This window comes from Endozoicomonas sp. ALD040 (assembly GCF_049275945.1).
In the GTDB taxonomy this organism is placed as follows: domain Bacteria; phylum Pseudomonadota; class Gammaproteobacteria; order Pseudomonadales; family Endozoicomonadaceae; genus Endozoicomonas_A.
Map to the genome: position 1 here is coordinate 3,947,826 of NZ_CP184829.1, position 22,183 is coordinate 3,970,008.

The 22,183-nt window shown below is 47.7% G+C and carries 16 protein-coding genes; 6 read left to right on the forward strand and 10 right to left on the reverse strand.

Annotation, left to right across the window (positions count from 1 at the left end; translation table 11 throughout):
• The first annotated feature begins 86 nt into the window (after positions 1 to 86).
• Together pgm and ACOJUN_RS14465 are read left to right on the forward strand one after the other, a co-directional pair.
• A complete protein-coding gene (pgm, locus tag ACOJUN_RS14460) occupies positions 87 to 1,724 on the forward strand; it encodes a phosphoglucomutase (alpha-D-glucose-1,6-bisphosphate-dependent) (protein WP_422132643.1) in 1,638 nt (545 codons plus the stop codon).
• Between the two features lie 250 nt (positions 1,725 to 1,974).
• Positions 1,975 to 3,648: a GMC family oxidoreductase gene (locus ACOJUN_RS14465; protein WP_422132644.1), complete on the forward strand. Its 1,674-nt coding sequence runs from the start codon at positions 1,975 to 1,977 to the stop codon at positions 3,646 to 3,648.
• A 229-nt stretch (positions 3,649 to 3,877) separates the two neighbouring features.
• On the opposite strand, the gene ACOJUN_RS14470 is transcribed toward ACOJUN_RS14465, so the two are convergent.
• From ACOJUN_RS14470 to ACOJUN_RS14480, 3 genes are all read right to left on the reverse strand, one after another.
• Positions 3,878 to 4,174, reverse strand: a complete 297-nt coding sequence (locus ACOJUN_RS14470; protein WP_422132645.1) for a cold shock domain-containing protein — start codon at positions 4,172 to 4,174, stop codon at positions 3,878 to 3,880.
• 426 nt (positions 4,175 to 4,600) lie between these two features.
• Positions 4,601 to 5,530: a sulfurtransferase gene (locus tag ACOJUN_RS14475; RefSeq protein WP_422132646.1), complete on the reverse strand. Its 930-nt coding sequence runs from the start codon at positions 5,528 to 5,530 to the stop codon at positions 4,601 to 4,603.
• A 41-nt stretch (positions 5,531 to 5,571) separates the two neighbouring features.
• Positions 5,572 to 6,717, reverse strand: a complete 1,146-nt coding sequence (locus ACOJUN_RS14480) for an FAD-dependent oxidoreductase (RefSeq protein WP_422132647.1) — start codon at positions 6,715 to 6,717, stop codon at positions 5,572 to 5,574.
• A gap of 350 nt (positions 6,718 to 7,067) precedes the next feature.
• Between ACOJUN_RS14480 and ACOJUN_RS14485 the strand changes: the two genes are divergently transcribed.
• On the forward strand, positions 7,068 to 8,384 hold the full coding sequence (locus tag ACOJUN_RS14485) for an amino acid permease (RefSeq protein WP_422132648.1): 1,317 nt from the start codon (positions 7,068 to 7,070) through the stop codon (positions 8,382 to 8,384).
• Between the two features lie 19 nt (positions 8,385 to 8,403).
• Here ACOJUN_RS14485 and ACOJUN_RS14490 read toward each other — a convergent pair whose 3' ends face one another.
• The 7 genes from ACOJUN_RS14490 to ACOJUN_RS14520 form a co-directional block, all read right to left on the reverse strand.
• Positions 8,404 to 10,014: a SpoVR family protein gene (locus ACOJUN_RS14490; protein ID WP_422132649.1), complete on the reverse strand. Its 1,611-nt coding sequence runs from the start codon at positions 10,012 to 10,014 to the stop codon at positions 8,404 to 8,406.
• Positions 10,007 to 11,290 carry a YeaH/YhbH family protein gene (locus ACOJUN_RS14495; RefSeq protein WP_422132650.1) on the reverse strand — a complete coding sequence of 428 codons (1,284 nt, stop codon included), beginning with the start codon at positions 11,288 to 11,290 and terminating at the stop codon, positions 10,007 to 10,009. Before ACOJUN_RS14495 ends, ACOJUN_RS14490 begins: the two co-directional genes overlap by 8 nt.
• Positions 11,291 to 11,478: 188 nt before the next feature.
• Positions 11,479 to 13,401: a PrkA family serine protein kinase gene (locus ACOJUN_RS14500; protein WP_422132651.1), complete on the reverse strand. Its 1,923-nt coding sequence runs from the start codon at positions 13,399 to 13,401 to the stop codon at positions 11,479 to 11,481.
• Positions 13,402 to 13,772: 371 nt separating this feature from the next.
• Positions 13,773 to 14,711, reverse strand: a complete 939-nt coding sequence (gene glsA / locus ACOJUN_RS14505; protein WP_422132652.1) for a glutaminase A — start codon at positions 14,709 to 14,711, stop codon at positions 13,773 to 13,775.
• The gene (gene gadC, locus ACOJUN_RS14510) at positions 14,708 to 16,294 is read right to left on the reverse strand and encodes a putative glutamine/gamma-aminobutyrate antiporter GadC (RefSeq protein WP_422132653.1); all 1,587 of its coding nucleotides are present in this window, start codon (positions 16,292 to 16,294) and stop codon (positions 14,708 to 14,710) included. Before gadC ends, glsA begins: the two co-directional genes overlap by 4 nt.
• Before the next feature lie 87 nt (positions 16,295 to 16,381).
• The gene (locus ACOJUN_RS14515; RefSeq protein WP_422132654.1) at positions 16,382 to 17,800 is read right to left on the reverse strand and encodes a glutamate decarboxylase; all 1,419 of its coding nucleotides are present in this window, start codon (positions 17,798 to 17,800) and stop codon (positions 16,382 to 16,384) included.
• Between the two features lie 394 nt (positions 17,801 to 18,194).
• Positions 18,195 to 19,091 carry a lysophospholipid acyltransferase family protein gene (locus ACOJUN_RS14520; protein ID WP_422132655.1) on the reverse strand — a complete coding sequence of 299 codons (897 nt, stop codon included), beginning with the start codon at positions 19,089 to 19,091 and terminating at the stop codon, positions 18,195 to 18,197.
• A gap of 372 nt (positions 19,092 to 19,463) precedes the next feature.
• Between ACOJUN_RS14520 and ACOJUN_RS14525 the strand changes: the two genes are divergently transcribed.
• From ACOJUN_RS14525 to ACOJUN_RS14535, 3 genes are all read left to right on the forward strand, one after another.
• A complete protein-coding gene (locus tag ACOJUN_RS14525) occupies positions 19,464 to 20,252 on the forward strand; it encodes a sulfite exporter TauE/SafE family protein (RefSeq protein ID WP_422132656.1) in 789 nt (262 codons plus the stop codon).
• A 132-nt stretch (positions 20,253 to 20,384) separates the two neighbouring features.
• Positions 20,385 to 21,254: a prolipoprotein diacylglyceryl transferase gene (gene lgt, locus ACOJUN_RS14530; RefSeq protein WP_422132657.1), complete on the forward strand. Its 870-nt coding sequence runs from the start codon at positions 20,385 to 20,387 to the stop codon at positions 21,252 to 21,254.
• Positions 21,255 to 21,293: 39 nt separating this feature from the next.
• Complete coding sequence (locus ACOJUN_RS14535; RefSeq protein WP_422132658.1) at positions 21,294 to 22,127, forward strand: thymidylate synthase; 834 nt, start codon at positions 21,294 to 21,296, stop codon at positions 22,125 to 22,127.
• The last annotated feature ends 56 nt before the right edge of the window (positions 22,128 to 22,183 follow it).

Below are 22,183 nucleotides of genomic sequence, written 5' to 3' on the forward strand. Positions count from 1 at the left end.
CAGGGCGGGTAACCTAAGCCATATTGTGTTCTGACCTGGAGCGGCTTTTGCTTTATGCTTCAGTGTCACTCACTCAGGAATTCTTCATGCATCCTCAAGCCGGTAAAATCGCCACAGATGATATGCTGACCAACATTCCCCGTCTGGTCAGCGAGTATTACACTATTCAGCCCGATCCATTGAACCCCACGCAGCGAGTCCAGTTTGGTACTTCAGGACACAGGGGGACTTCTTTCAAGGCCACTTTTAACGAAACTCATATCCTTGCTATCACACAGGCTATCTGCGAATACCGTCGCGAGCATAATATTACCGGACCCATGTTTGTTGGCATGGATACCCATGCCCTGTCAGAACCTGCATTGATCAGCGCCATTCAGGTGCTGGCAGCCAACGGTATAAAGGCTCGAATCCAGGAAGGCAGAGGTTATACACCAACTCCGGTCATTTCTCATGCCATCGTCTCCTACAACCGGGATCATCAGGACAGGGCGGACGGTGTTGTCATCACGCCTTCCCATAACCCTCCTGAAGACGGTGGTTTCAAATACAATCCTCCCCATGGAGGTCCGGCCGGTTCTGAAGTCACCAACTGGGTTCAGGATCGAGCCAATCAACTCATTGCTCAGGGGTTGGAAGGTGTTAAACAGATGTCGCTTAATAAGGCGCTGGAATCCGGCTTTATTACTGAATACGACTATGTCACACCTTATGTTGATGATCTGGAAAATGTCATTGATATGGAGGCTATTCGCAGGGCGGGTGTAAAAATAGGTGTTGATCCACTGGGTGGCTCCGGCCTTCACTATTGGGAGCCTATTGCCAGGCGTTACGGGCTTGATATTGAGCTGGTCAGCAAGAAAGTTGATCCTACTTTCTCCTTTATGCATGTTGATAAAGACGGCAAGATTCGTATGGATTGTTCTTCAGCCTATTCCATGGCAGGGCTGATTGAATTGAGGGATCGCTTTGATATTGCTGTTGGTAACGATCCAGACTTTGATCGCCATGGTATTGTGACTCGTGAACATGGCCTGCTGAACCCCAATCATTATTTGGCGGTGGCGATCAATTACCTGTACAACCACCGTGAGCAATGGTCGGGCAATGCTAAAATTGGCAAGACTCTGGTGTCCAGCGCCATGATTGATCATGTAGCAAAAGGTTTAGGCAGAGAAGTGGCGGAAGTGCCTGTCGGATTCAAGTGGTTTGTCGATGGTCTGGCTTCTGGCGAGCTGGCCTTTGGAGGCGAAGAAAGTGCCGGTGCTGCTTTCCTGCGGCGTGATGGGCTCACCTGGTGCACAGACAAGGATGGTTTTATCCTGGCTCTTCTTGCTGCTGAGATTATTGCCGTTACAGGTAAAGACCCGGGTGAACATTACCAGGAGCTGACAGACCGCTATGGCTCTCCGGTTTATGAACGACTGCAGGCTCCTGCTTCCGATGAGCAGAAGAAAGTACTCTCAGCCATGAGCCCGGATAGGGTTAAAGCTGATACTTTGGCGGGTGATCCCATTACTGCCAAAATAACCCATGCTCCTGCAAACGGCGCCGCCATCGGTGGTCTTAAGGTCGTTACTGAAAAAGGCTGGTTTGCTGCCAGACCTTCTGGCACTGAAGCAGTTTATAAGATCTATACCGAAAGTTTTGTCGGTCCTGACCACCTTAAGCAAATTCAGGAAGAAGCCAAAGCTATGGTTTCGGAAGTTTTTGTTACCGGCTAGGCGTTTTTCGACAGTCTCTCAGACTCCCTTCCCGTGGGCTTCTGCGGGAGGGAGATCTCGGAAATCTGGAATCTAATAATCATGTTCATGAATAAATTCCTGATATCAGGAGAGTTGCAAGGACTTTTTTATGGCTAAATGCCAGAGAAGTAAAATGAACTTGAAGCGATGGCAGGCTAGCTAGTAAGCTTTTACGGCAAAGAATTCAGCAGCAATAAGCTGAAAAAGACTGATAATAAAAGTGACTTATATGACAGAGTTCGACTACATCATTGTGGGAGGTGGCTCTGCAGGCTGTGTTCTGGCTAACCGCCTGTCTGAGAATCCTGACCATCAGGTCTGCCTGGTAGAAGCAGGAGGCAGCGACAAGTCTCCCTTGATTTATATACCTGCCGGAGCCGCAATTACTGTGCCCCATGGCTTTCACAACTGGCAGCTGAATGCCGAGGCTCAGTCCACCATGAATAACCGGGATATATACTGTCCCCGGGGGAAAACCCTTGGAGGGAGCAGTTCCATCAATGCCATGCTGTATATCAGAGGGCAAAAAGAAGATTACGATCAATGGGCTGCTCTGGGGAATGAAGGTTGGTCTTTCAATGATGTCTTGCCTTATTTTCTAAAATCCCAGAATCAGGAAAGAGGTGCTTCTGAACTTCATGGCATCGGTGGCCCGCTGAATGTTGCAGACCCCAGAAGTCAACACTGCTTGAGTGAAGCTTTTATTAAAGGTGCGATAGAAGTCGGAGAAAAAAACAATCCGGACTTTAATGGTGCCGATCAGGAAGGTGTAGGCTGGTATCAGGTGACACAGAAAGAGGGTCAAAGATGCAGTTCAGCGGCTGCTTATCTGCACCCTGTCATGGATAGACCCAATTTGACGGTTATGACCAAAAGTCATACTGCCAGGGTTATCCTTGAAGGCAAAAAGGCTATTGGGATTGAAATTGTTCGAGGCGTTACCAGAAGGAAACTCTTTGCTCGAAAAGAAGTCATTCTTTCAGCTGGAGCTTATGGTTCTCCGCAGATTATGCTGCTTTCAGGCATCGGAGCCAGAGATAAACTGGCTCCCCACAATATTGACTGCTTGCATGAACTGCCAGGTGTTGGTGAAAACCTTCAGGAGCATCCTGATGTTCTGGTTGTCGCCAATGACAAGACTGCATCATCAATGGCTTTTGCCAGGCCGATGGGAATGGGCAGGGTTATCAGGGATGCAGTGAAATACATCTATAAAAGAGAAGGTTTCCTGACCAGTAGCCTTGCAGAGTCGGGCGGATTTATAAAATCCTCTCCGGAAGTTGAAAGGCCTGATCTGCAATTGCATTTTATTCCAGCGGCTATGGAAGATCATGGTCGTAAACTTTCAAGATATCTGCAGTACGGGTTTTCGATTCATGTATGTATCCTTAGGCCTGATAGCCGAGGTCGTGTATCCCTTAACAGTGCATCCCCCACGGATAATCCCGAGATTCAACTGAATCTTCTGGAAAAACAGGCCGACATGGACTGTCTGGTGAGAGGGATCAAAAGAGTGAGACAGATTATTCAGTCGTCTGAGTTGTCCCGCTACGCTGGAGAGGAGTATCTGCCAGGCTCGGATGTACAGGACGATGATGAGCTTGAGTCTTATATAAGAAATAATGCCAATCACATTTATCATCCGGTGGGTACTTGCAAAATGGGAGCTGATGACATGGCTGTAGTCGACACTCGTCTGAAAGTTCACGGGCTCGAAGGGTTGCGGGTGGTTGACGCCTCAATCATGCCAACTCTGATCAGCGGGAATACCAATGCGCCTGCAATGATGATCGCTGAAAAAGCAGCGGACATGATTCTTGACAAAAATCAGCCAAAAATTCATTTTGAAAAAGTGACGGAAACAGAAAAGACGCAGTCCAGGATTTCTGTTTATTCCTCTTGAGCGAGCCGTGTAGCGGGTAAAACACACAGCTCAAAACACACAGTATTTTTCTGCCTTGATCATCAGAGCACTCAGCGAGCATTTTCCCAAATACCGGGCATCTGCTACCTGATGAACAGGTGCATTTTATTACAAATCCCTGTCAGACTAATGTCACCCTTTCTCTTTGACGAGGCAAAGTTTCGGGTGACATCGTCTCTGGACTCTGGAGCCAGGCTGACACCAACTGTCAGGCTGGCAGGGATTCTTCCCGGGAAGTCTGTGTGCTCTGGTCTGCGCTTTCTCCACCACCAGGAACGACACGAGTGGCTATCAGCCCCTTGGGTCCCTGACCAATTTCAAATTGCACAAGCTGCCCGGCTTTCAGCGTCTTGAAGCCGTCCATTTCGATAACGGAGTAATGTATGAGTACGTCTTGATTTTCAGTGGCTTCCTGGGCCTGGATGAATCCATATCCCTTAGGATTGTTAAACCACTTTACTGTACCTTCCAGCATAGCTTCCATTTCCTTCTTGGTCGCTTCCATACAGCGCGATTCCTACATTATTAACATTGAAGGAACTGCCGGGAAACAGCAACCCTTGTTGTTTTATTTTTAGTCACATGTCTATTCTGCGTCGTCCATATCACAGAGCTCTTTTTTGGTGATGTCTCCTCGGCTAGGAGCCTGACCGAGAATAGACTGCCCTACTGCGGCGGCAGCAAATTGGTCTGAAAATCCGCTTTTGTTCGTTAAATAGCTCGCTATTCTCCTCACAAAACCGAATTTTCATCCTCAATTTTCTGCCGTCCTCGCTACGGGCGCTATTCTCGGTCAGGCTCCTAGAAAGCTTTCATGCCAAGAATACAGCCTACATTTCCATATAGAGCTAAACCTATTATAAGACCATATTGACGCGAGATAACAGCCCATTTTGATATTCAGGAATAGATAAGACAGTATTTTTGAGAATTAATTATGCTGCAGAGGATTTGTGAACTTTATATGGTTTTTTTTGGGTGGCCCCTGGACGACTGGTAACTCTCTCATCCAGGACCATTCAATCCAGGAACCGTCGTAGTTTTTTATCCTGCTGTATCCCAGTATCTCGGAAAGAACAAAAAGGGTATGAGCCGAACGGACTCCGGACTGACAGTAAACAACGATCTCTTTATCAGGTGTGATACCCGCTGACAGAAACAAATGTCTTAATCGTTCTTTGTCGAGGAATCCATTTTCATTGACAGTTTGCTTGTATTCAAACCAGATACTTCCGGGAATCCGGCCATGGCGATAGGCTCCTGACTTTATGGTTTTACCGGTGAATTCATCCAAACTTCTGACATCCACCAGTAGGGCGACGTTCTCTTTTTTTGCTTGAATCGACTTTACCTGTTCCATCTCAGCAAGCCATTGAGGATGAGGTGTCCCCGTGAACTGGTAATTGGATCGTTCAGGTGTTTGAGGCGATTTGAAATTCAGCTTTTTTTTGTGCTTTTCCCAGACCGACAGGCCTCCATCAAGGATAGAGACCTGATCATGACCATAGAGTTTCAGTAACCACCAGAGACGGGCTGCATTCATGCCTTGCTGATCATCGTAGAGAACAATCTCCGTTTTTGGAGTAGCACCCAGTCGGCTTAATAGTTCGGACAGTTTCTCTCTGCTGGCTCTCATTCCGGAGTAGGGATAATCATCTGCGTCAGCCTGAAAAGCCGGGCGCCAGATATTGTGAGCACCGGGAATATGACCCAGCAGGAAGCGAAACTTGGGGCGTACATCCAGAAGCAGCAGGTTACTGGCCTGCCGGATCTTTTGCTCCAGGTCGTCAAGGCTGAGCACCGCATTTGCATGGACTGGCACTGACATCACAACAGACAACACTAAAATCAGAAGAGTCATAGGCTTCTTTCGGGCCGATAAAATTCTCGTGAGGTTTAGCTTCAATCGGAACCATTGAACTCCATGGAGCCTGAGGCGGGCAGGGGGAACTGCGCCATAAATCGTTGATCGATCCAGTTTTTCCAAAGCCATATTAAACGCCCTCTGGTACTGAACCAGCCTCTTGATGCAATGGCTCGACCATCTGCACAGCTTAGCAGAGAAAGAAATTGTTTCTGTGGACGGTAGGGTTCCAACGTTTTTTTCTCGAGGATGTTACAAATATTTTGAAACAGGGTCGGAGCCTGTCGAACCGCATAAACTCCCGACTTGGCCTGTCTGGAGTGAGTGAATTCTGCGACATCACCACAAGCGAAGACATTGTCATGGCTGACGGATTGCAGCATGGGATTAACGTGGATAAATCCCTCTGGACTGGTTGCAAGCGAGCTTTCAGAAGGCCAACGAGCGGGAGCTGCCGATGTAGCCAGTATCAGGGCATCATATGGCAGGCGGTCATTTTGATCACTGATCAGGGTTTTATCTTTGACTTCGGTTACCCGAAAATGAGTGTGTATTTTAATAGGCTTTCGTTCAATTTCCTCTTTGGCCATTTTTTGAACTTTCGGCGGATAGCCCTTCAGAATACCCTGAGCTGTGACAATATGTATTTTGAGGGAGTGAAGATGCTTGAAGCGTTGGTGAAGGGCCATTGCTACCTCAACACCTGCAGCCCCGGCACCCATAATGGCCAGAGTAAAACTTTCATTCTGCTTAATATGTTCGGGCAAAGGCTGTCCTAACCAGGATAAAAAAGGCCTGATAGGCTTTATAGTGATGCTGTCTTTTGTATCAATGACACGAGCTTGTGTAGAGCCTGTATTGATGGAGAGTATGTCGTACCCCAGTCGGTCACCATTCAAAAAAATCAATTCATTCGCTTTGGTATCTACCCCCGAGATAGTCGCTTTAAGGAATCTGCATTTTGATTCATGGGCCAGCAACTCAAGATCAATGTGGGACTGCTCAGCACTATATTGTCCTGAAATGACACCAGGAAGCATGCCTGAATAAGGGGTATAGCGACTGGCAGAAACCAGAATAAAATGAGCGGGAGGCGTTTGCTTCTTCTGAAGCCTTTTCAGGAACAGTGCATGGGCATGGCCTCCTCCGGCCAGAACAACTGTAGGCTTAATGGTATTAGTCATACTGCTCTCTCAATTGTTGGATTTACCACTTTATCTGCCGTCAGGAACGCTCTTACTATGATTTTACTTTTTTCTGCCGATGCTGTCCGGATGGATCTTTAAAAAAAAGGGTACTTCCAAACGTCCGGAAAACGTTTTGGAATGCTTCATAGTCTAAACTGTCATGACTTCGTGGCAGCGATAAATGAGCGGTTTGAGATGGATATCCTACTATCCGATGGAATAACAAAGCTGGTTCGCGATGCCAGTGATACTTGTGAAGAGTGAAGTAAAAGGAAAAGGATCAAGCAAAGAATAACGCAAAATACTTCTCTGAGCTCATGGCTGTTGATGATGGAGGTGTGTCTCTGGTGTCTGGAAAATTATCCCTTTTGCCACTGACCATGTTGGTAACAGGAAATATGATGGGTGCCGGTATTTTTCTGTTACCTTCATCTCTGGCCAGCTATGGTTCAATCACTCTTCTGGGGTGGATTGTTACGGTTATTGGCGCGGTAATGCTATCTCTGGTTTTTGTTCGATTGAGGTCAGATTGTAAACAGGGTTCCGGTCTCTATGCTTATATCAGGGGAGGACTGGGACGTTATATCGGGTCACAGGTTGTTTATGGATACTGGGCTGCCATATGGATTGGCAACATTGCGGTGGCTCTGAGTGGTGTGGCCTATCTCAGTTATTTCTTTCCTGTGCTCGATGGTCCCTGGGAAACCGCCCTGGCTGCCATTGCTGTCATCTGGATCCTCAGTGTGATCAATTTGACCGATATTCGTCTTTTAGGTCGTCTCCAGATCATTACGGCTTCCTGCATGCTGGTGCCTGTGATTATTGTCAGTACTCTGGGCTGGAGTCAGTTCGAAACGGTAAACATCATTAACTCCTTTAATGTGACCGGACAATCGTCCAGTCATATCTTGTCTGAATCCATCACGTTGACGCTCTGGTCTTTTATAGGTCTGGAATCAGCCTGTAACCTTGCATGTCACGCCAAAAATCCGAGGCGGGATGTCCCCTGTGCGACATTATTAGGCACTCTGCTGGCTGCTCTTTTCTATATTCTGAGCACCACGGCAATGATGGGTATTGTACCTAACGATATTCTGCAAAGCAGTGCTGCACCTTTCTCCGTAACAGCCAGCTATTTGCTGGGTGACCGGGTCGGTGAACTGGTCAGTGCCATGGCTGTTATTGCCTGTTTTGGCAGCCTTAATGGCTGGATTCTTATGCATTCCCAGATAGCCATAACGGCCTCTTCGGAAGGACTTTTACCTAAAGCATTCAGGGTGTTGAATCGTTATGGATCACCTTGGAAAGGCCTGTTAATCACCGCCATTCTGATGTCCATAATGCTTCTGTTAACGGTGGAGCCTACAGTTCAAAAGCATTTTGAGTCTATCGTACTGATTGCGGTTTACATTATGTTGCTGACTTATTTCTGTGCCTGTCTTTCCTGCTTCCAGATTCAGCGGAGAAAACCCGGAGGGATTACTTCAGGCTGGTTTATTATCATTCTTCTGGCGTCCGGTTACTGTCTTCTCGGTTTCAGTGGGGCTGGCTATATGGTTTTTTTATACGGTACGGTGTTGATTGTCTTTGGTGGTGCAGTTTACCGGTATCAGCATCGGGGTAACAAAAAACCGGATCCTCTGGAGGACCCGGCTAATGGATAAAGAGGTTGTTTGAGCTTTTTCAGGCTGCCTCGGTCTCTTCATTTTTTTCCTGTCTGGGCAGACCGTAAATGGTTTTTACACCACCCCACTCATCAACAGACTCCATATGCACATCAAAGCCCCACAGTCTGTGGATATGTTTGATGATTTCACGAGTACTGTCAGAATCTACCGGGCGACCCCGGTGCATGAAGTGGCGCATGGTAATGGAGCGGTCACCGCGGGTGTTTACGCTGTATACCTGAATGTTGGGTTCACGGTTGCCCAGATTGTACTGTGCGGCAAGAGATTCCCTCACCTTTCGGTAGCCGGAGTCGTCATGAATGGCGCTGACTTCAAGATATGGGTTGATTTCATTATCGTCGATGCAGAACAGCTTCAGATCTCTCATCACCTTGGGTGAAAGATACTGCATGATGAAACTTTCATCCTTAAAGTTCTTCATGGCGAAGTGAACGGCTTCCAGCCAATCCGAACCGGCCAGATCAGGGAACCAGCGACGATCTTCTTCTGTCGGGTTTTCACAGATCCGGCGGATGTCCTGAAACATCGCAAAGCCCAGAGCGTATGGATTTATGCCACTGTAACGGGGGTCATCAAAATCAGGCTGGAACACCACGCTGGAGTGCGAATGTAGGAACTCCATGATGAAGCCTTCTGTAATGTGACCCTCGTTGTACATTTCGTGCATCAGGTGGTAGTGCCAGAAGGTTGCCCAACCTTCGTTCATGACCTGAGTCTGACGCTGAGGATAGAAGTATTGAGCCACCTTGCGAACGATCCGTATGAGTTCTCGTTGCCAGGTATCCAGTAGAGGGGCGTTTTTCTCTATGAAATAGAGAATGTTCTCTTCCGGATCTCTTGGATAGCGCTCAGTCTGCTTTACTTCGTTCTCTTCACGAAGAGGAATGGTTCGCCACAAGTCATTCAGGTTGCGCTGAATGTATTCTTCACGCTCTTTGATTCGCGCTTTCTCTTCCTCTGGTGAAATAGGACGAGGGCGCTCATAGCGATTGACACCCTGATTCATTAGAGCGTGACAGGCATCGAGCAGCTCTTCCACTGCGTCAACACCGTGCTTTTCTTCGCACTCTGCAATGTAGTTTTTAGCGAACAGCAGGTAGTCAATAATGGAGTCTGCATCTGTCCACTGCCGGAACAAATAGTTACCCTTGAAGAAAGAATTGTGTCCGTAACATGCGTGTGCGATAACCAGTGCCTGCATAGGCATGGTGTTTTCTTCCATCAGATAGGCAATACAAGGATTGGAGTTGATCACAATCTCATAGGCCAGACCCATTTGTCCGCGCTGGTAGTTTTGCTGGTTACTGAGAAACTGCTTACCGAAGCTCCAGTGGTTGTACATGAGTGGCATACCCACAGAAGCATAAGCATCGAGCATCTGTTCGGAACTGATGACTTCTATCTGGTTGGGGTAGGTGTCCAGTTGATAGCGTGCTGCCAACTTTGCCAGTTCTCTGTCGTATTCTTCCAGCAGTGCAAAAGTCCACTCTGAGCCTGTGGAAATAGGCTCTGCACGACGTGGTGGCTTCTGAACACTGGCAGCTTCGGAGGAAGGCCCTGCTGTATGCGGATCAATGTCCTGCTCATAGCGTTCCCTGTCAGGCATTTTGACCCTCCTTCTTTTCGAACAGTTTGCGGAACACCGGATAGATCTCTCCAGCATGTCGTATCTGCTGCATGGCAAAATGACCTTCGTGGTTCTTTTCGATGGTTTTGTATTCATGCCACAGGTTCTGGTGGTGACGATCAGTAATTTCTACATAGGAGTAGTACTGAGTCAGCGGCAACAGTTTGTCGACAATAATATTACGGCACTTGGCAGAGTCTGCTTCCCAGTTATCGCCGTCAGACGCCTGGGCTACATAGATGTTCCACTCACCGGGGGAATATCTCTCAGTCACTATTTCGTCTGTCAGTGTCAGTGCTGAGGATACAACGGTGCCACCGGTTTCCCGGGCATAGAAGAAGTCGTGCTCGTTACACTCACGGGCTTCACTGTGGTGACGAATGAAAACAACTTCAATTTTTTCGTAATTGCGCTCCAGGAACAGGTAGAGCAGCAGGAAAAAGCGCTTGGCAATGTCCTTGATTTCACGGGTCATAGAGCCCGACACGTCCATAACACAGAACATGACCGCCTTGCTTGAAGGCTGCGGCACTTTTACCAGGTTGTTGAACTTAAGATCGAACTCGTCGATAAAGGGCAGACGCTTGAGTTTTTTGTTCAGCTCAGCAATCTGATCCTTCAGCTCTTTTCTCAGAACTTCATCGTTGCTTTCCGGGCTTACTTCCATTTCACGCAGTTGACGTTTCAGGGCACGAATCTCTTTTCTTTCTTTACCGGAAAGAGCAATTCGACGAGCGTGAGCTGCTCTCAGGGAGCGAACTACGTTCAACCTGTCAGGAGAGCCCGCAGTCGTATAACCTGCTCTTTTCAGTTTAAAGTCGGTGGAATCCCTGAGTTCTTTGCGAACCAGATTGGGCAGCTCGAGATCTTCAAAGAGATATTCCAGGAACTCTTCACGGTTAATGGAAAAAATGAAATCGTCTTCACCGGAACCGCTGTTGCTGGCCTCGCCTTCACCGCTGCCCTGACCAGCTCCGCCCTGAGGGCGCTGGAAACGATCGCCGGCAGTGAATTCTTTGTTGCCCGGATGAACCTGTTCCACACGGCCACCGCGACCATGATGAAAAACCGGTTCTGACACGTCTTTTCTGGGAATGCTGATGTCACTGCCGCTGTCAACGTCAGTAATAGAGCGTTGATCGACAGCATCCTGAACTGCCTCTTTTACCAGACCTTTATAGCGCCTCAGGAAACGCTGACGGTTGACCGTACTTTTCTTTTTCGCATTGAGGCGCCGGTCAATTATTATGCTCATAGGACGCTCTCCTTGGGTGCTTAGCCCTGGCTGCTTGTTCTATCCAGAACTATTTTCCTGGTGCCATGGCCATGTCGTTCTTTGAACAATGACCATTTTTCCTGATTAAACAAGATGCACAAGCGCCCGCAAAGGCGCTGTGGTGATTAATCAAGAACGCTGCCATGGGCCGCAAATGGGCTCATGACTTACTGTGACTTACGAACCCGAATGTACCACTCGGACAGCAGGCGAACCTGTTTTTCTGTATATCCATACTCAACCATGCGCTTAACAAAGTCTGCGTGTTTGCGTTGGTCTTCGTTCGAGCCTTTGGCATTAAAGGAGATCACTGGCAGCAGATCTTCTGTGTTGGAGAACATCTTCTTCTCGATCACCGCACGCATTTTCTCGTAGCTCAACCAGCTTGGGTTCTTGCCTTCGTGGTTGGCCCGGGCACGCAGAACAAAGTTAACCACTTCGTTACGGAAGTCTTTCGGGTTCGCGATGCCAGCAGGCTTCTCGATTTTTTCCAGCTCGTCATTCAGGGCGCTGCGGTCCAGAATGTGTCCGGTATCGGGATCACGAAATTCCTGATCCTGAATCCAGAAATCAGCGTAAGTGATGTAGCGATCAAAGATGTTCTGCCCATAATCGGAGTAGGACTCCAGGTATGCGGTCTGAATTTCCTTACCCAGGAACTCAACATATTTGGGTGTCAGATATTCCTTGATGAAGCGCATGTAGCGATCAGTCAATTCATCCGGGAACTGCTGCTGTTCAATTTGTTGTTCCAGAACGTACATCAGGTGCACAGGGTTGGCTGCGACTTCGGTGGAGTCAAAGTTGAAGACCTTGGACAGAATCTTGAACGCAAAGCGGGTAGAGAGTCCGTCCATGCCTTCGTCAACACCGGCTGAATCTTTATACTCCTGCAGAGGCTTGGCGTTAGGGTCGGTGTCCTTCAGGTTCTCACCGTTATAGACCCGCATCTTGGAGTAAACGGAAGAGTTCTCGGGCTCTTTGATGCGGGACAGAACAGAGAACTGGGCCAGCATTTTCAAAGTGTCAGGTGCACAGGGCGAATCTTTCAGAGAGCTGTGTTCAAGCAGCTTTTCGTAGATACCCACTTCTTCATTGATGCGTGTGCAGTAAGGAACCTTAACGATGTTGACACGATCAATAAATGCTTCGTTGGTCTTGTTGTTACGGAAGGTCTGCCACTCGGATTCGTTGGAGTGCGCCAGCAAGATACCTTCAAAAGGAATGGCCCCCATACCTTCTGTAGAGTTGTAGTTACCTTCCTGAGTGGCAGTCAATAGTGGGTGTAGAACCTTTACAGGTGCCTTGAACATCTCCACGAATTCCATCACACCCTGGTTGGCACGGCACAGTGCGCCAGAGAAACTGTAGGCATCCGGATCGTCCTGAGAGAATTCTTCCAATTGACGGATATCTACTTTGCCAACCAGGCTGGAAATGTCCTGGTTGTTCTCATCACCTGGCTCAGTCTTGGCAATAGCCACCTGATTTAAACGACTAGGGTAGACTTTAACAACACGGAATCTGGAAATATCGCCACCAAATTCGTGCAGGCGTTTAACCGCCCAGGGAGACATGATGTATTTCAGGTAGCGGCCGGGAATGCCGTATTCTTCGGTTAGAATCCTGCCGTCTTCGTCGGGATTAAACAGACCCAGTGGTGATTCAAATACGGGCGAGCCCTTGATGGCATAGAATGGTTTCAGCTCCATCAAAGCTTTGAGACGCTCAGCAAGAGAGGACTTACCGCCACCTACCGGACCCAGCAAATAAAGAATCTGTTTCTTCTCTTCCAGACCCTGTGCAGCATGTTTAAAGTAAGAAACAATCTGTTCGATCGCTTCTTCCATGCCATAGAACTCTTCAAAAGCAGGATAGCGCTTGATCAACTTATTGGAAAAAATACGACTCAGACGTGGGTCACGAGACGTATCGATAATGTCTGCTTCGCCAATGGCTGACAGCATTCTCTCTGCCGCATTGGCATAAGCACCAGGGGTGCTCTTGCATAGGTCGAGGTATTCCTGAAGGCTCATCTCCTCTTGCTGAGTTGATTCATACCTTTCCTGATAGTGAGAAAAAATAGACATATCCGGCTCCCCCTCGCCACGACCTCCATGATCATAGGCGTACTTATTTTATTGTTGGTCTGGGCACTGTAATTTGAACGCGAATTGTTACTGCGATTCACACGACACTGTAACTTTATAAGTGCTCTGTGTGTGTTGGTCACAGTAAATGTTATAGAGACTATCCGTATAAATGTCTACTTCTTTTCGGACTTTTTCTTGTCTGGGTAGAGGAGGGTAACTTGTTGATAAAAAAGGAAAAATATAATTTTCGAGAGAGTTAGCCAATCTATCTTATAGGGGTTTTCAGACAGTCACCAGTGAAAAATTTTGAACGTTGAAGTTGTAAGGAGAGCCGTCGTTCAGGAGTTTGATCTTGAGCACTCTTTACCTCAAGATGGGCAGTAAACACTAAGATCAAGGCTATTGGCAATATGACTAATCATTTTCATGGCTCGAACACTGTTGCCAGCCTCGTCCAGTGGTGGTGAGAATCCGGCAATGGCCATCATTCCGGGAACAACAGCCACTACGCCACCACCAACACCGCTCTTACCCGGCAAACCCACCAGAAATGCCCAGTCCCCGGAATAGTCATACATACCCTCCATCGTCATTTCTGCGAGAATAGGCGCGATATGTGCCTGGTCAATTACCTTTTCTTTCGTGACCGGATTTACCCCACCATTAGCCAGTGTCCCGCCAAGGGTTGCCAGATCATCACAACTAACTAAAGTTGAGCATTGACGTGTATATACATCACAGGCATCCATTGGATCGCTGAAGCAGTTGTCTGCTGCATACAATAACCATGCGATGGCCCGGTTATGAAAGTTGGTCTCTTGCTCGGAAGTGTTAACATCCTCTGAGAGACAAACGTTTTGGGACATCATTTTCCTCTGGAAATCAAGGATCATCTGCCAGCGTGACTCTTTATCGGGAGCATTAATAAAGCTTACAGTAGAAATGGCACCGGCATTAACCAGAGGTGTCAGCGGCTTGTCTTGATGTACTGTAAGTGCCAGAACAGAGTTAAATGGCAACCCCGTAGGCTCAGCCCCGATTTTTTTTCTAACCTCTTCGGAGCCTTTTTGTTGCATAGCCAGTGACATTGAGCACACCTTACTGATGGACTCAAGGGCAAAAGCATAATCGTAATCACCACTATGAATGATTGTTCCATCACAGCAGGATATGGATATGGCACATAAATCAGGAGGGACGCTGGCAAGGAACGGAATATAATCGGCATTTTTCCCATCAAGACAAGCCTTGCCAAGTATCAGGGCTTCATTGGCAAGATCCTGTAACTGAGTTGTGTTGAAGCTCATGCCTGATCTCCTTTAATTTCAACCTGATTCTCAGCCCTCTTCTTGTGTAACCATTGAAAATGTTGTTTTGTCAGGTGTGTGGTGTGAGTATCAGATTCATTGGGGATGCCTGGGTGAGTACCCTCAATCTCCCAGGTAAACGGAGCAAAGTCGGCATGCTCGTCTTTCCAGTGCGGCTTCCGACAGGCATAAATGATAAAAGGAAGTATGATAAAGAGGATGGTAAGAGCGATCAGAATGAACACGAAAGTGGTTGGACTTCCTATAGCAATCTGGTTTGGCGGAATAAAACTGAAGATAAACGCAATCATTGATCCAAAAAGGCCAATGCCTGCAACCAGATACATACCACCTTTGCCACCGGGCACACTGTATGGTCTTGGGCGATTGGGTTGAGTAAAGCGCAGATGTATTGCCGCAGCAAACATAAGAAGGTACATCACGAGATAAAGAATAACCGTAAGTTGGCTGAGAATCTGGTAGGCAGCCTGCACAGAAGGCATTACCACAAAGAGCACGGACAAAACACTGACTATTCCAGCCTGGAATAACATGATGTGAGTTGCCATATCATGCTTATTAGTGTGCTGCCAGAACCGTGGTAGATAACCTGCCTTTGCAACAGTTAACAAACCCGAAGACGGGCCTGCAACCCATGTGACAATGCCGGCAAGAACCCCGATAGCAAGGCAAATGGCCGTAATCGGGGCAAGGAAGCCCAGACCTGCCCACTTGAATAGATCGTGATACGCCACCAGAAGTGACTGTGTCAGATTAATATCTGACTGAGGAATAATAAAACCAATAGCCAGTGTGCCAAAAACAAATATCGCTACTGTTCCAATGGAGGCTACGGCGATGGCCATCGGGTAAGATTTTGACGCGTTATCCAGCTCTTTTACATGGATTGCATTCATTTCCATGCCGCCATAAAAGAGAAAAATGCTGGCAGCCAGTACAATGTTGCTGAAATTAGTGAAGTCAGGAAGAATGTCATCCCACTTAAGTTCAATATGAATTGGCTGACCACTGAACAGGTAGCTGAATCCCAAAACAATCAAAGCAGCGGCTGGAATAATTGTACCAATCATCCCTCCCCACTTCGAAACTTTAGAGAATGCGTCTACGCCCCGAAACGCGATAAAAGTGGCCAACCAGTAGATGACAAGAACAACAGCAAGCACAAATAGTTTATTGGAAGACAGGGCCTGATCCCAGGTTTGGTCCGGTCCAACAAATGCCAGAGATACTGCGCCAAAAGTTAATGCAGTAGGAAACCACACACTGACTTCAATAAATAACATAAACATGGCCAGAAAAGCCCATCTCGGGCCAAAGGCTTCTCCAACCCAGCGGAATACACCGCCTTTTTCAGGCCAGCCGGTGGCAAGTTCTGCGGCAACAAGAGATACCGGTATCAAAAAGACTACTGCTGCAAAGATGTAGTAGAAAACTGAACTAAGCCCATATTCAGCCTCTGCGGGTAAGCCACGAAGGCTGACTACCGCAACGATGTTCATAATTGCCAGTGTAAAAACTGTGAACTTCTTAACACTGACTCCAGTAGAGGAATTGTCAGCCATAAGGTGTTTACCTCATTCCAGACATTGTTACCCTGGGAGGGGGGAGTTGTCTGATAAAAGAGTCAGGCTAGCCTGAGCAGAGGTGAGTCATTTGGACTTGAAGCCAGTGTGGTTATAGCTCGATGAATCCCCTTCGTTACCCGAATTTTCTACAGGATGATTCTCAAAGTAATCAAGGCAACGTCTGAGGTCATCAATCAGTAAGTCTGACAGATCCCGACTGAAACCATGACGAACGAGAATCCTCATGATAACCAGATCCTCACGGTTGGCTGGCATTGAATAGGCTGCAATCTGCCAGCCCCTGATGCGAATGCGATCCGACAGGTCATATAGGTTAAAGCCGGGGTTAACGTTCTGCTTCAGTGACCAGCTTATGGCCGGGATCCCGCCGTTTCCATTGTAGATTACGTCGAACAAACCCAGGCTTTCGATCTTTTTGCTGAGGTATTGAGCTGTGTCATAACAGGCTTGCTGTATACGTTGATAACCCTCTTTTCCAAGACGCAGGAAAATATAGTATTGAGCCGCAATCTGACCTCCGGGACGGGAAAAGTTCAGAGCAAAAGTTGGCATATCACCGCCAAGATAATTGACCCGGAAAATCAAATCCTCAGGCAAATCTTCATGATCTCTCCAGATGACCCAGCCAACGCCTAGAGGCGCCAGACCAAATTTGTGACCGGAGGCGTTGATGGACTTTACCCTTGGCAGTCTGAAATCCCAAAGTAAATCTGGCTGGCAAAAAGGAGCAAGAAAGCCCCCACTTGCAGCGTCGACATGCACCGGGATATTGAGACCAGTATCCTCCTCAAGTTTATCCAAAGCCTTGCAAACCGCCTCTACTGGTTCATACTGGCAGGTAAAGGTGACGCCCAGTGTTGGAATGACACCAATCGTGTTTTCATCGCAGCGCTTAACGGCTTCTTCCGGAGTCATTATAAGACGGTCGCCTTCCATTGGAATCTCACGAAGTTCTATATCCCAATAACGGGCAAATTTGTGCCAGCAGATTTGCACTGGACCGCAAACAAGATTCGGCCTGTCAACAGGTTTGCCCTGTTGCCTCATCCGCTCACGCCATCGCCACTTAAGAGACATACCGCCGAGCATGGCAGCTTCGCTTGAGCCAGTAGTGGAACAGCCCAAGGTGTTTGCTGCATCCGGTGAATTCCACAAATCAGCCAAAATATGCACACATCGTCTTTCCAATTCTGCTGTTTGAGGGTATTCATCCTTGTCGATCATATTTTTGTCGACACATTCATCCATGATTGCATGAATCTCCGGATCTACCCACGTCTGGCAAAAGGTAGCCAGATTCTGACGGGAATTACCGTCCAGCATCAGCTCATCATGAACGACCTGATAAGCATGCCGAGGATCTTCGGATGTTTTCGGCATTTCGTACCTGGGCATACTGACGGACAAATCAGACGATGCGTAGACGTCATCAGTCTTTTGATAGTCCCTGCTATAACTTCGATGGATAGAGTGAAGAGGCATGGCTGCAGTTCCAAATCACTGGAAATGAGAGATAACTGACATTAGACGTGACAGGATAAAACGGTAACAAGAGTATAGCAAAGTTCTTGGAAGTAGGCTGAGATGACGAAAAGATTACGAAAAGTCGGCCCCGAGCAATACCCTTAAATGCAATTTTGGTAACACTTTTATCTCCTGAAAAGCGCCATCAGTGAATAACTGAGAGCAGTGCAATGAATACCTTTAACTTAATCGAACAACTCGCCATTATCACAGGCTTTTGCCAGTCATGGAAAGTTGTCATAAAGGGCGTTGTCAGACAGTCACCAGTGAAAAAAATTGAACGTTGAATTCGTAAGGAGAGCTGTCGTTCAGGGGACTGATCTTGAGCCATCTATACTCGCACTAGTCGATTTTATGATACATCCGGCTTGGTTGAAGATAATGAAATGCTTTTGTTCCCGTAAATCTTGTTTTTCAACTTGAACCGGTCGTAATGCCATATCCAAAGTTGGGGGTTTTCCCTGATCACCTGTTCCATTCTGTGCATCAGTTGTTGAAGGTCGTGCTGGGTGTCCAGTTTTCTGTTACCGGTTCGGGTCAGTGGCAGAGGCTCAAAATGCAACTGCCATTGATTATTTTCAAACGTGCAGTAGTGAAAGAGAACGGGAGTTTTTAGAAGATGAGCTGTCATGATTCCGCAGGCAGGTGCCCGGGTTGCCTGTCCAAAAAATGTTACAGGCATCTCTTTTGAGCGGAGATCGCTGTATAGAAATACGGCTTTTTTCTTTTTCAGAGCCTGAAGCAGGGCAGTGGGGTCACCTTTCACAATGGGCTCAATGCCGACCCTCAAAAGAAATGCTTTTCCGAACTTATGAGTCAAAGGCGACTGCTTTCCTGAACCAATCAGGGTAGTTGCCGGTAAACCCCGTTGTGAGAGTGCCAGGGTTCCCAAATCAGGAGGGCCCAAGTGGAGAGAGAGTACAACCACACCCTTGTTTTCTGAAAGGGCGCGGGCAATGACATCCTGATTGTTGAGCAGATAAGGCACTTTATCAAGAAAAGGCAGGGTAAGAATATAATCAACGGTGTGACGTGCAGACTGTCGAATGATCTGTTTATGCGTCTTCTCGGATACAGGCAATAGAGCTAGTTGTAGTGACGCTCGGGCAATATGCCCCTTTTTAGCTCGCAAGACGTAAGAAAATATCAGGCCTATGACAGAATAAAGCACCTGAGGCGTTCGGGACAAGAGCCCGATTAAGAGATCCAACACTGAGTCCTTCCAGCCGGACTTTAAGAGTATCGCCATTTTTATTCTTGTTATGTAAAAAAATTGTGACAACCAGATTAGGTGAAGGAATGCTTTATTACCAGTCGATGGGCAAAATTTGTACTTTGTTGTTTATGTTGCACAACGCCCCGCATACAGGGAAGTTGCTTAGATGCTGTATTAAATGCGGTCATTGTGTTGAGCCTTAATGAGCTTCCCGTCGGGTTATGTTTTTGAAAGAGATGAGCTAAATCGCTGTTTTCTAGTTAATTTACTTGTTGATTTTATTTACAATAAGGGTCACTCTTCATTCCATCAAGGAATGCTGCCCTGATAATATTTGTTGGCCTTGGCTATGGGTAATCACAACAGGATTCCTGATTTGAGGCTGCTTAGCTGGATAGTTGTTTAATGATTTTTCTTTCCTACCTGCTGCTCGGTGCTCTGGCCGGGACTCTGGCCGGTCTGTTCGGGATTGGTGGAGGGCTGATAATTGTTCCGGTGCTGGTATTTAGTTTCGAACTGCAAGGATTATCTCCCGATATTCTCACTCATCTGGCTGTGGGTACCTCGCTTGCCACTATTGTTGTTACTTCAGTCAGCTCCATTAGGACTCATAATGCCAAGGGTGCTGTTCAGTGGCCTGTTTTCAGCGTTTTGGCTCTGGGGATTCTGTTGGGTTCATGGCTGGGGGTTTACACAGCGATCCAGATGTCAGGTTCTATGCTTCAGAAACTTATTGGGGCATTTGCCCTGGCAGTGGCTGCAAAGATGTGGTTTGGCTTCAAGCTTTCTGAAAGCAGCAAGGTACCGGCACGACCAATACTGGTGGCAGCTGGAGGTGTCATCGGTTGGGCTTCCAGTATGTTTGGCATCGGGGGTGGAAGCCTGTCGGTACCCTTTTTGCGCAAGTGCAATCTCTCAATGACTGATGCGGTGGGGACTTCTGCTGCATGTGGTTTACCGATTGCTCTTGTGGGAACTGCTGCGAACATGTTTCTGGGTTGGGAAAACGAGCTGCTGCCGACGATGAGCACTGGCTATGTCTATTGGCCGGCATTTCTTGGCATTGTCTTGACCAGTATGCTCTTCGCCCGCTTTGGCGCTCAGTTAGCCCATAAGCTGCCTTCCGAAAAGCTGCAAAAACTCTTTGCTCTCCTGCTAGTGATAGTAGGGTTTAAGTTTCTTTTCTCAATGTAAAAGAGTCCGGCCAGCTGGCTCACTCCTCTGTACAGCTGATACACTGGTCCAACTCGTATCCATGGCACTCCACTCGAACTGAGAGAGAGGGGTGTGTAATAGCAAACCTTGAGAACTATCCGGAATCCTCCTGTGATCCCATATCCTCAAATTGATCCCGTTGCGATCAGCCTTGGGCCACTCAAAGTCCACTGGTACGGCCTGATGTATCTGGTGGGTTTTGCCGGAGGCTGGTGGCTTGCGGTCCAGAGAGCCAGGAAATCAAACGGCTTATGGAATCCCGAACAAATCGGGGATTTATTGTTCTACATAGCTGTCGGGGTCATAGTAGGTGGGCGCATGGGCTATGTGCTGTTCTACAACTTTGATTATTTTCTGCAAAATCCGCTCTGGCTATTCAGTATCTGGGAAGGTGGCATGTCTTTCCACGGTGGTCTGCTGGGGGTTCTGCTGGCCGTATTCCTCTTTGGTCGCAGGATTGACAAGAACTTCTTTCAGATGACGGATTTTATTGCCCCTTTCATTCCACTGGGGTTGGGTATGGGCCGTCTGGGTAACTTTATAGGTGGTGAGCTATGGGGAAGGGTAACTGATGTTCCATGGGCTATGGTATTTCCGACAGACCCCTCCCGGATGCCAAGACATCCATCACAGCTTTACCAGTTTGTTATTGAGGGTGTCATCCTGTTTGGAGCACTCTGGTGGTTCTCGGCCAAACCACGTCCCCGTATGGCTGTATCGGGACTATTCTTGTTGATCTATGGCATCGGACGCTTCTGCGTAGAATTCGTAAGGCAACCCGACCAGCAGCTGGGCTTTATTGCTTTTGACTGGATGACCATGGGGCAGTTGCTGACAGTGCCCATGATTTTTCTGGGTGTGGCGCTTATGGTGGTAGCCTATAAAAAGTTCCCACTGGTGGATGGTCAGAATCAGGATGACCGGGCCTGGTTGAAAAAGTATAAACCCAAGCCCGCTAAGGAAGTCAGCCATGAGCGTTAATAACAGCCATGAGCGTTAATAAAATAAAGGATCAATGTCATGAAACAGTATCTTGATCTCCTGCGTCATGTAAAAGAGCAAGGAACTTTCAAATCTGATCGGACCGGCACTGGAACCTACAGTGTTTTTGGTTATCAAATGCGCTTTGATCTGTCGAAAGGTTTCCCCTTGGTTACCACCAAGAAGTGCCACCTGCGCTCCATTATTCATGAGCTGCTCTGGTTCCTGAAGGGCGACACTAATATCGCCTATCTGAAGGAAAACGGTGTCAGAATCTGGGACGAATGGGCGACGGACGAAGGTGATCTGGGCCCTGTTTATGGCAAGCAGTGGCGGAGCTGGGAAGGTGTAAACGGAGAAACGTTTGATCAGATACAGTGGCTGCTGGATGAAATAAAAACCAATCCAGATTCCAGAAGGCTGGTCATCAGTGCCTGGAATCCCAGTGTGCTGCCGGACGTAAAGTTCAGCCCTAAAGACAATGCCGCGATGGGTAAGCAGGCCTTACCTCCCTGTCATTGTCTGTTTCAGTTCTATGTTCTGGACGGCAAGCTGTCCTGCCAGCTCTACCAGCGCAGTGCTGATATTTTCCTGGGTGTGCCTTTTAATATCGCCTCTTATGCACTACTCACCATGATGATTGCCCAGGTCTGTGACCTGGAGCTGGGGGATTTTGTTCATACCTTTGGTGATGCCCATCTATACTCCAACCATCTGGAACAGGCAGAAGAGCAGCTAACCCGCAAGCCACTTCCCTTGCCAACAATGAAGTTGAATCCTGTCATCAGGGAGCTGTTTGAATTTACTATTGATGACTTTGAGTTGGTTGATTACCAGGCTCATCCTCATATCAGGGCGGCTGTTTCGGTTTAATCAGTTTTCGAGGTTTTCAAGTGCTCTGACGTATCAGGCCAGAGGCCGTTGTTACG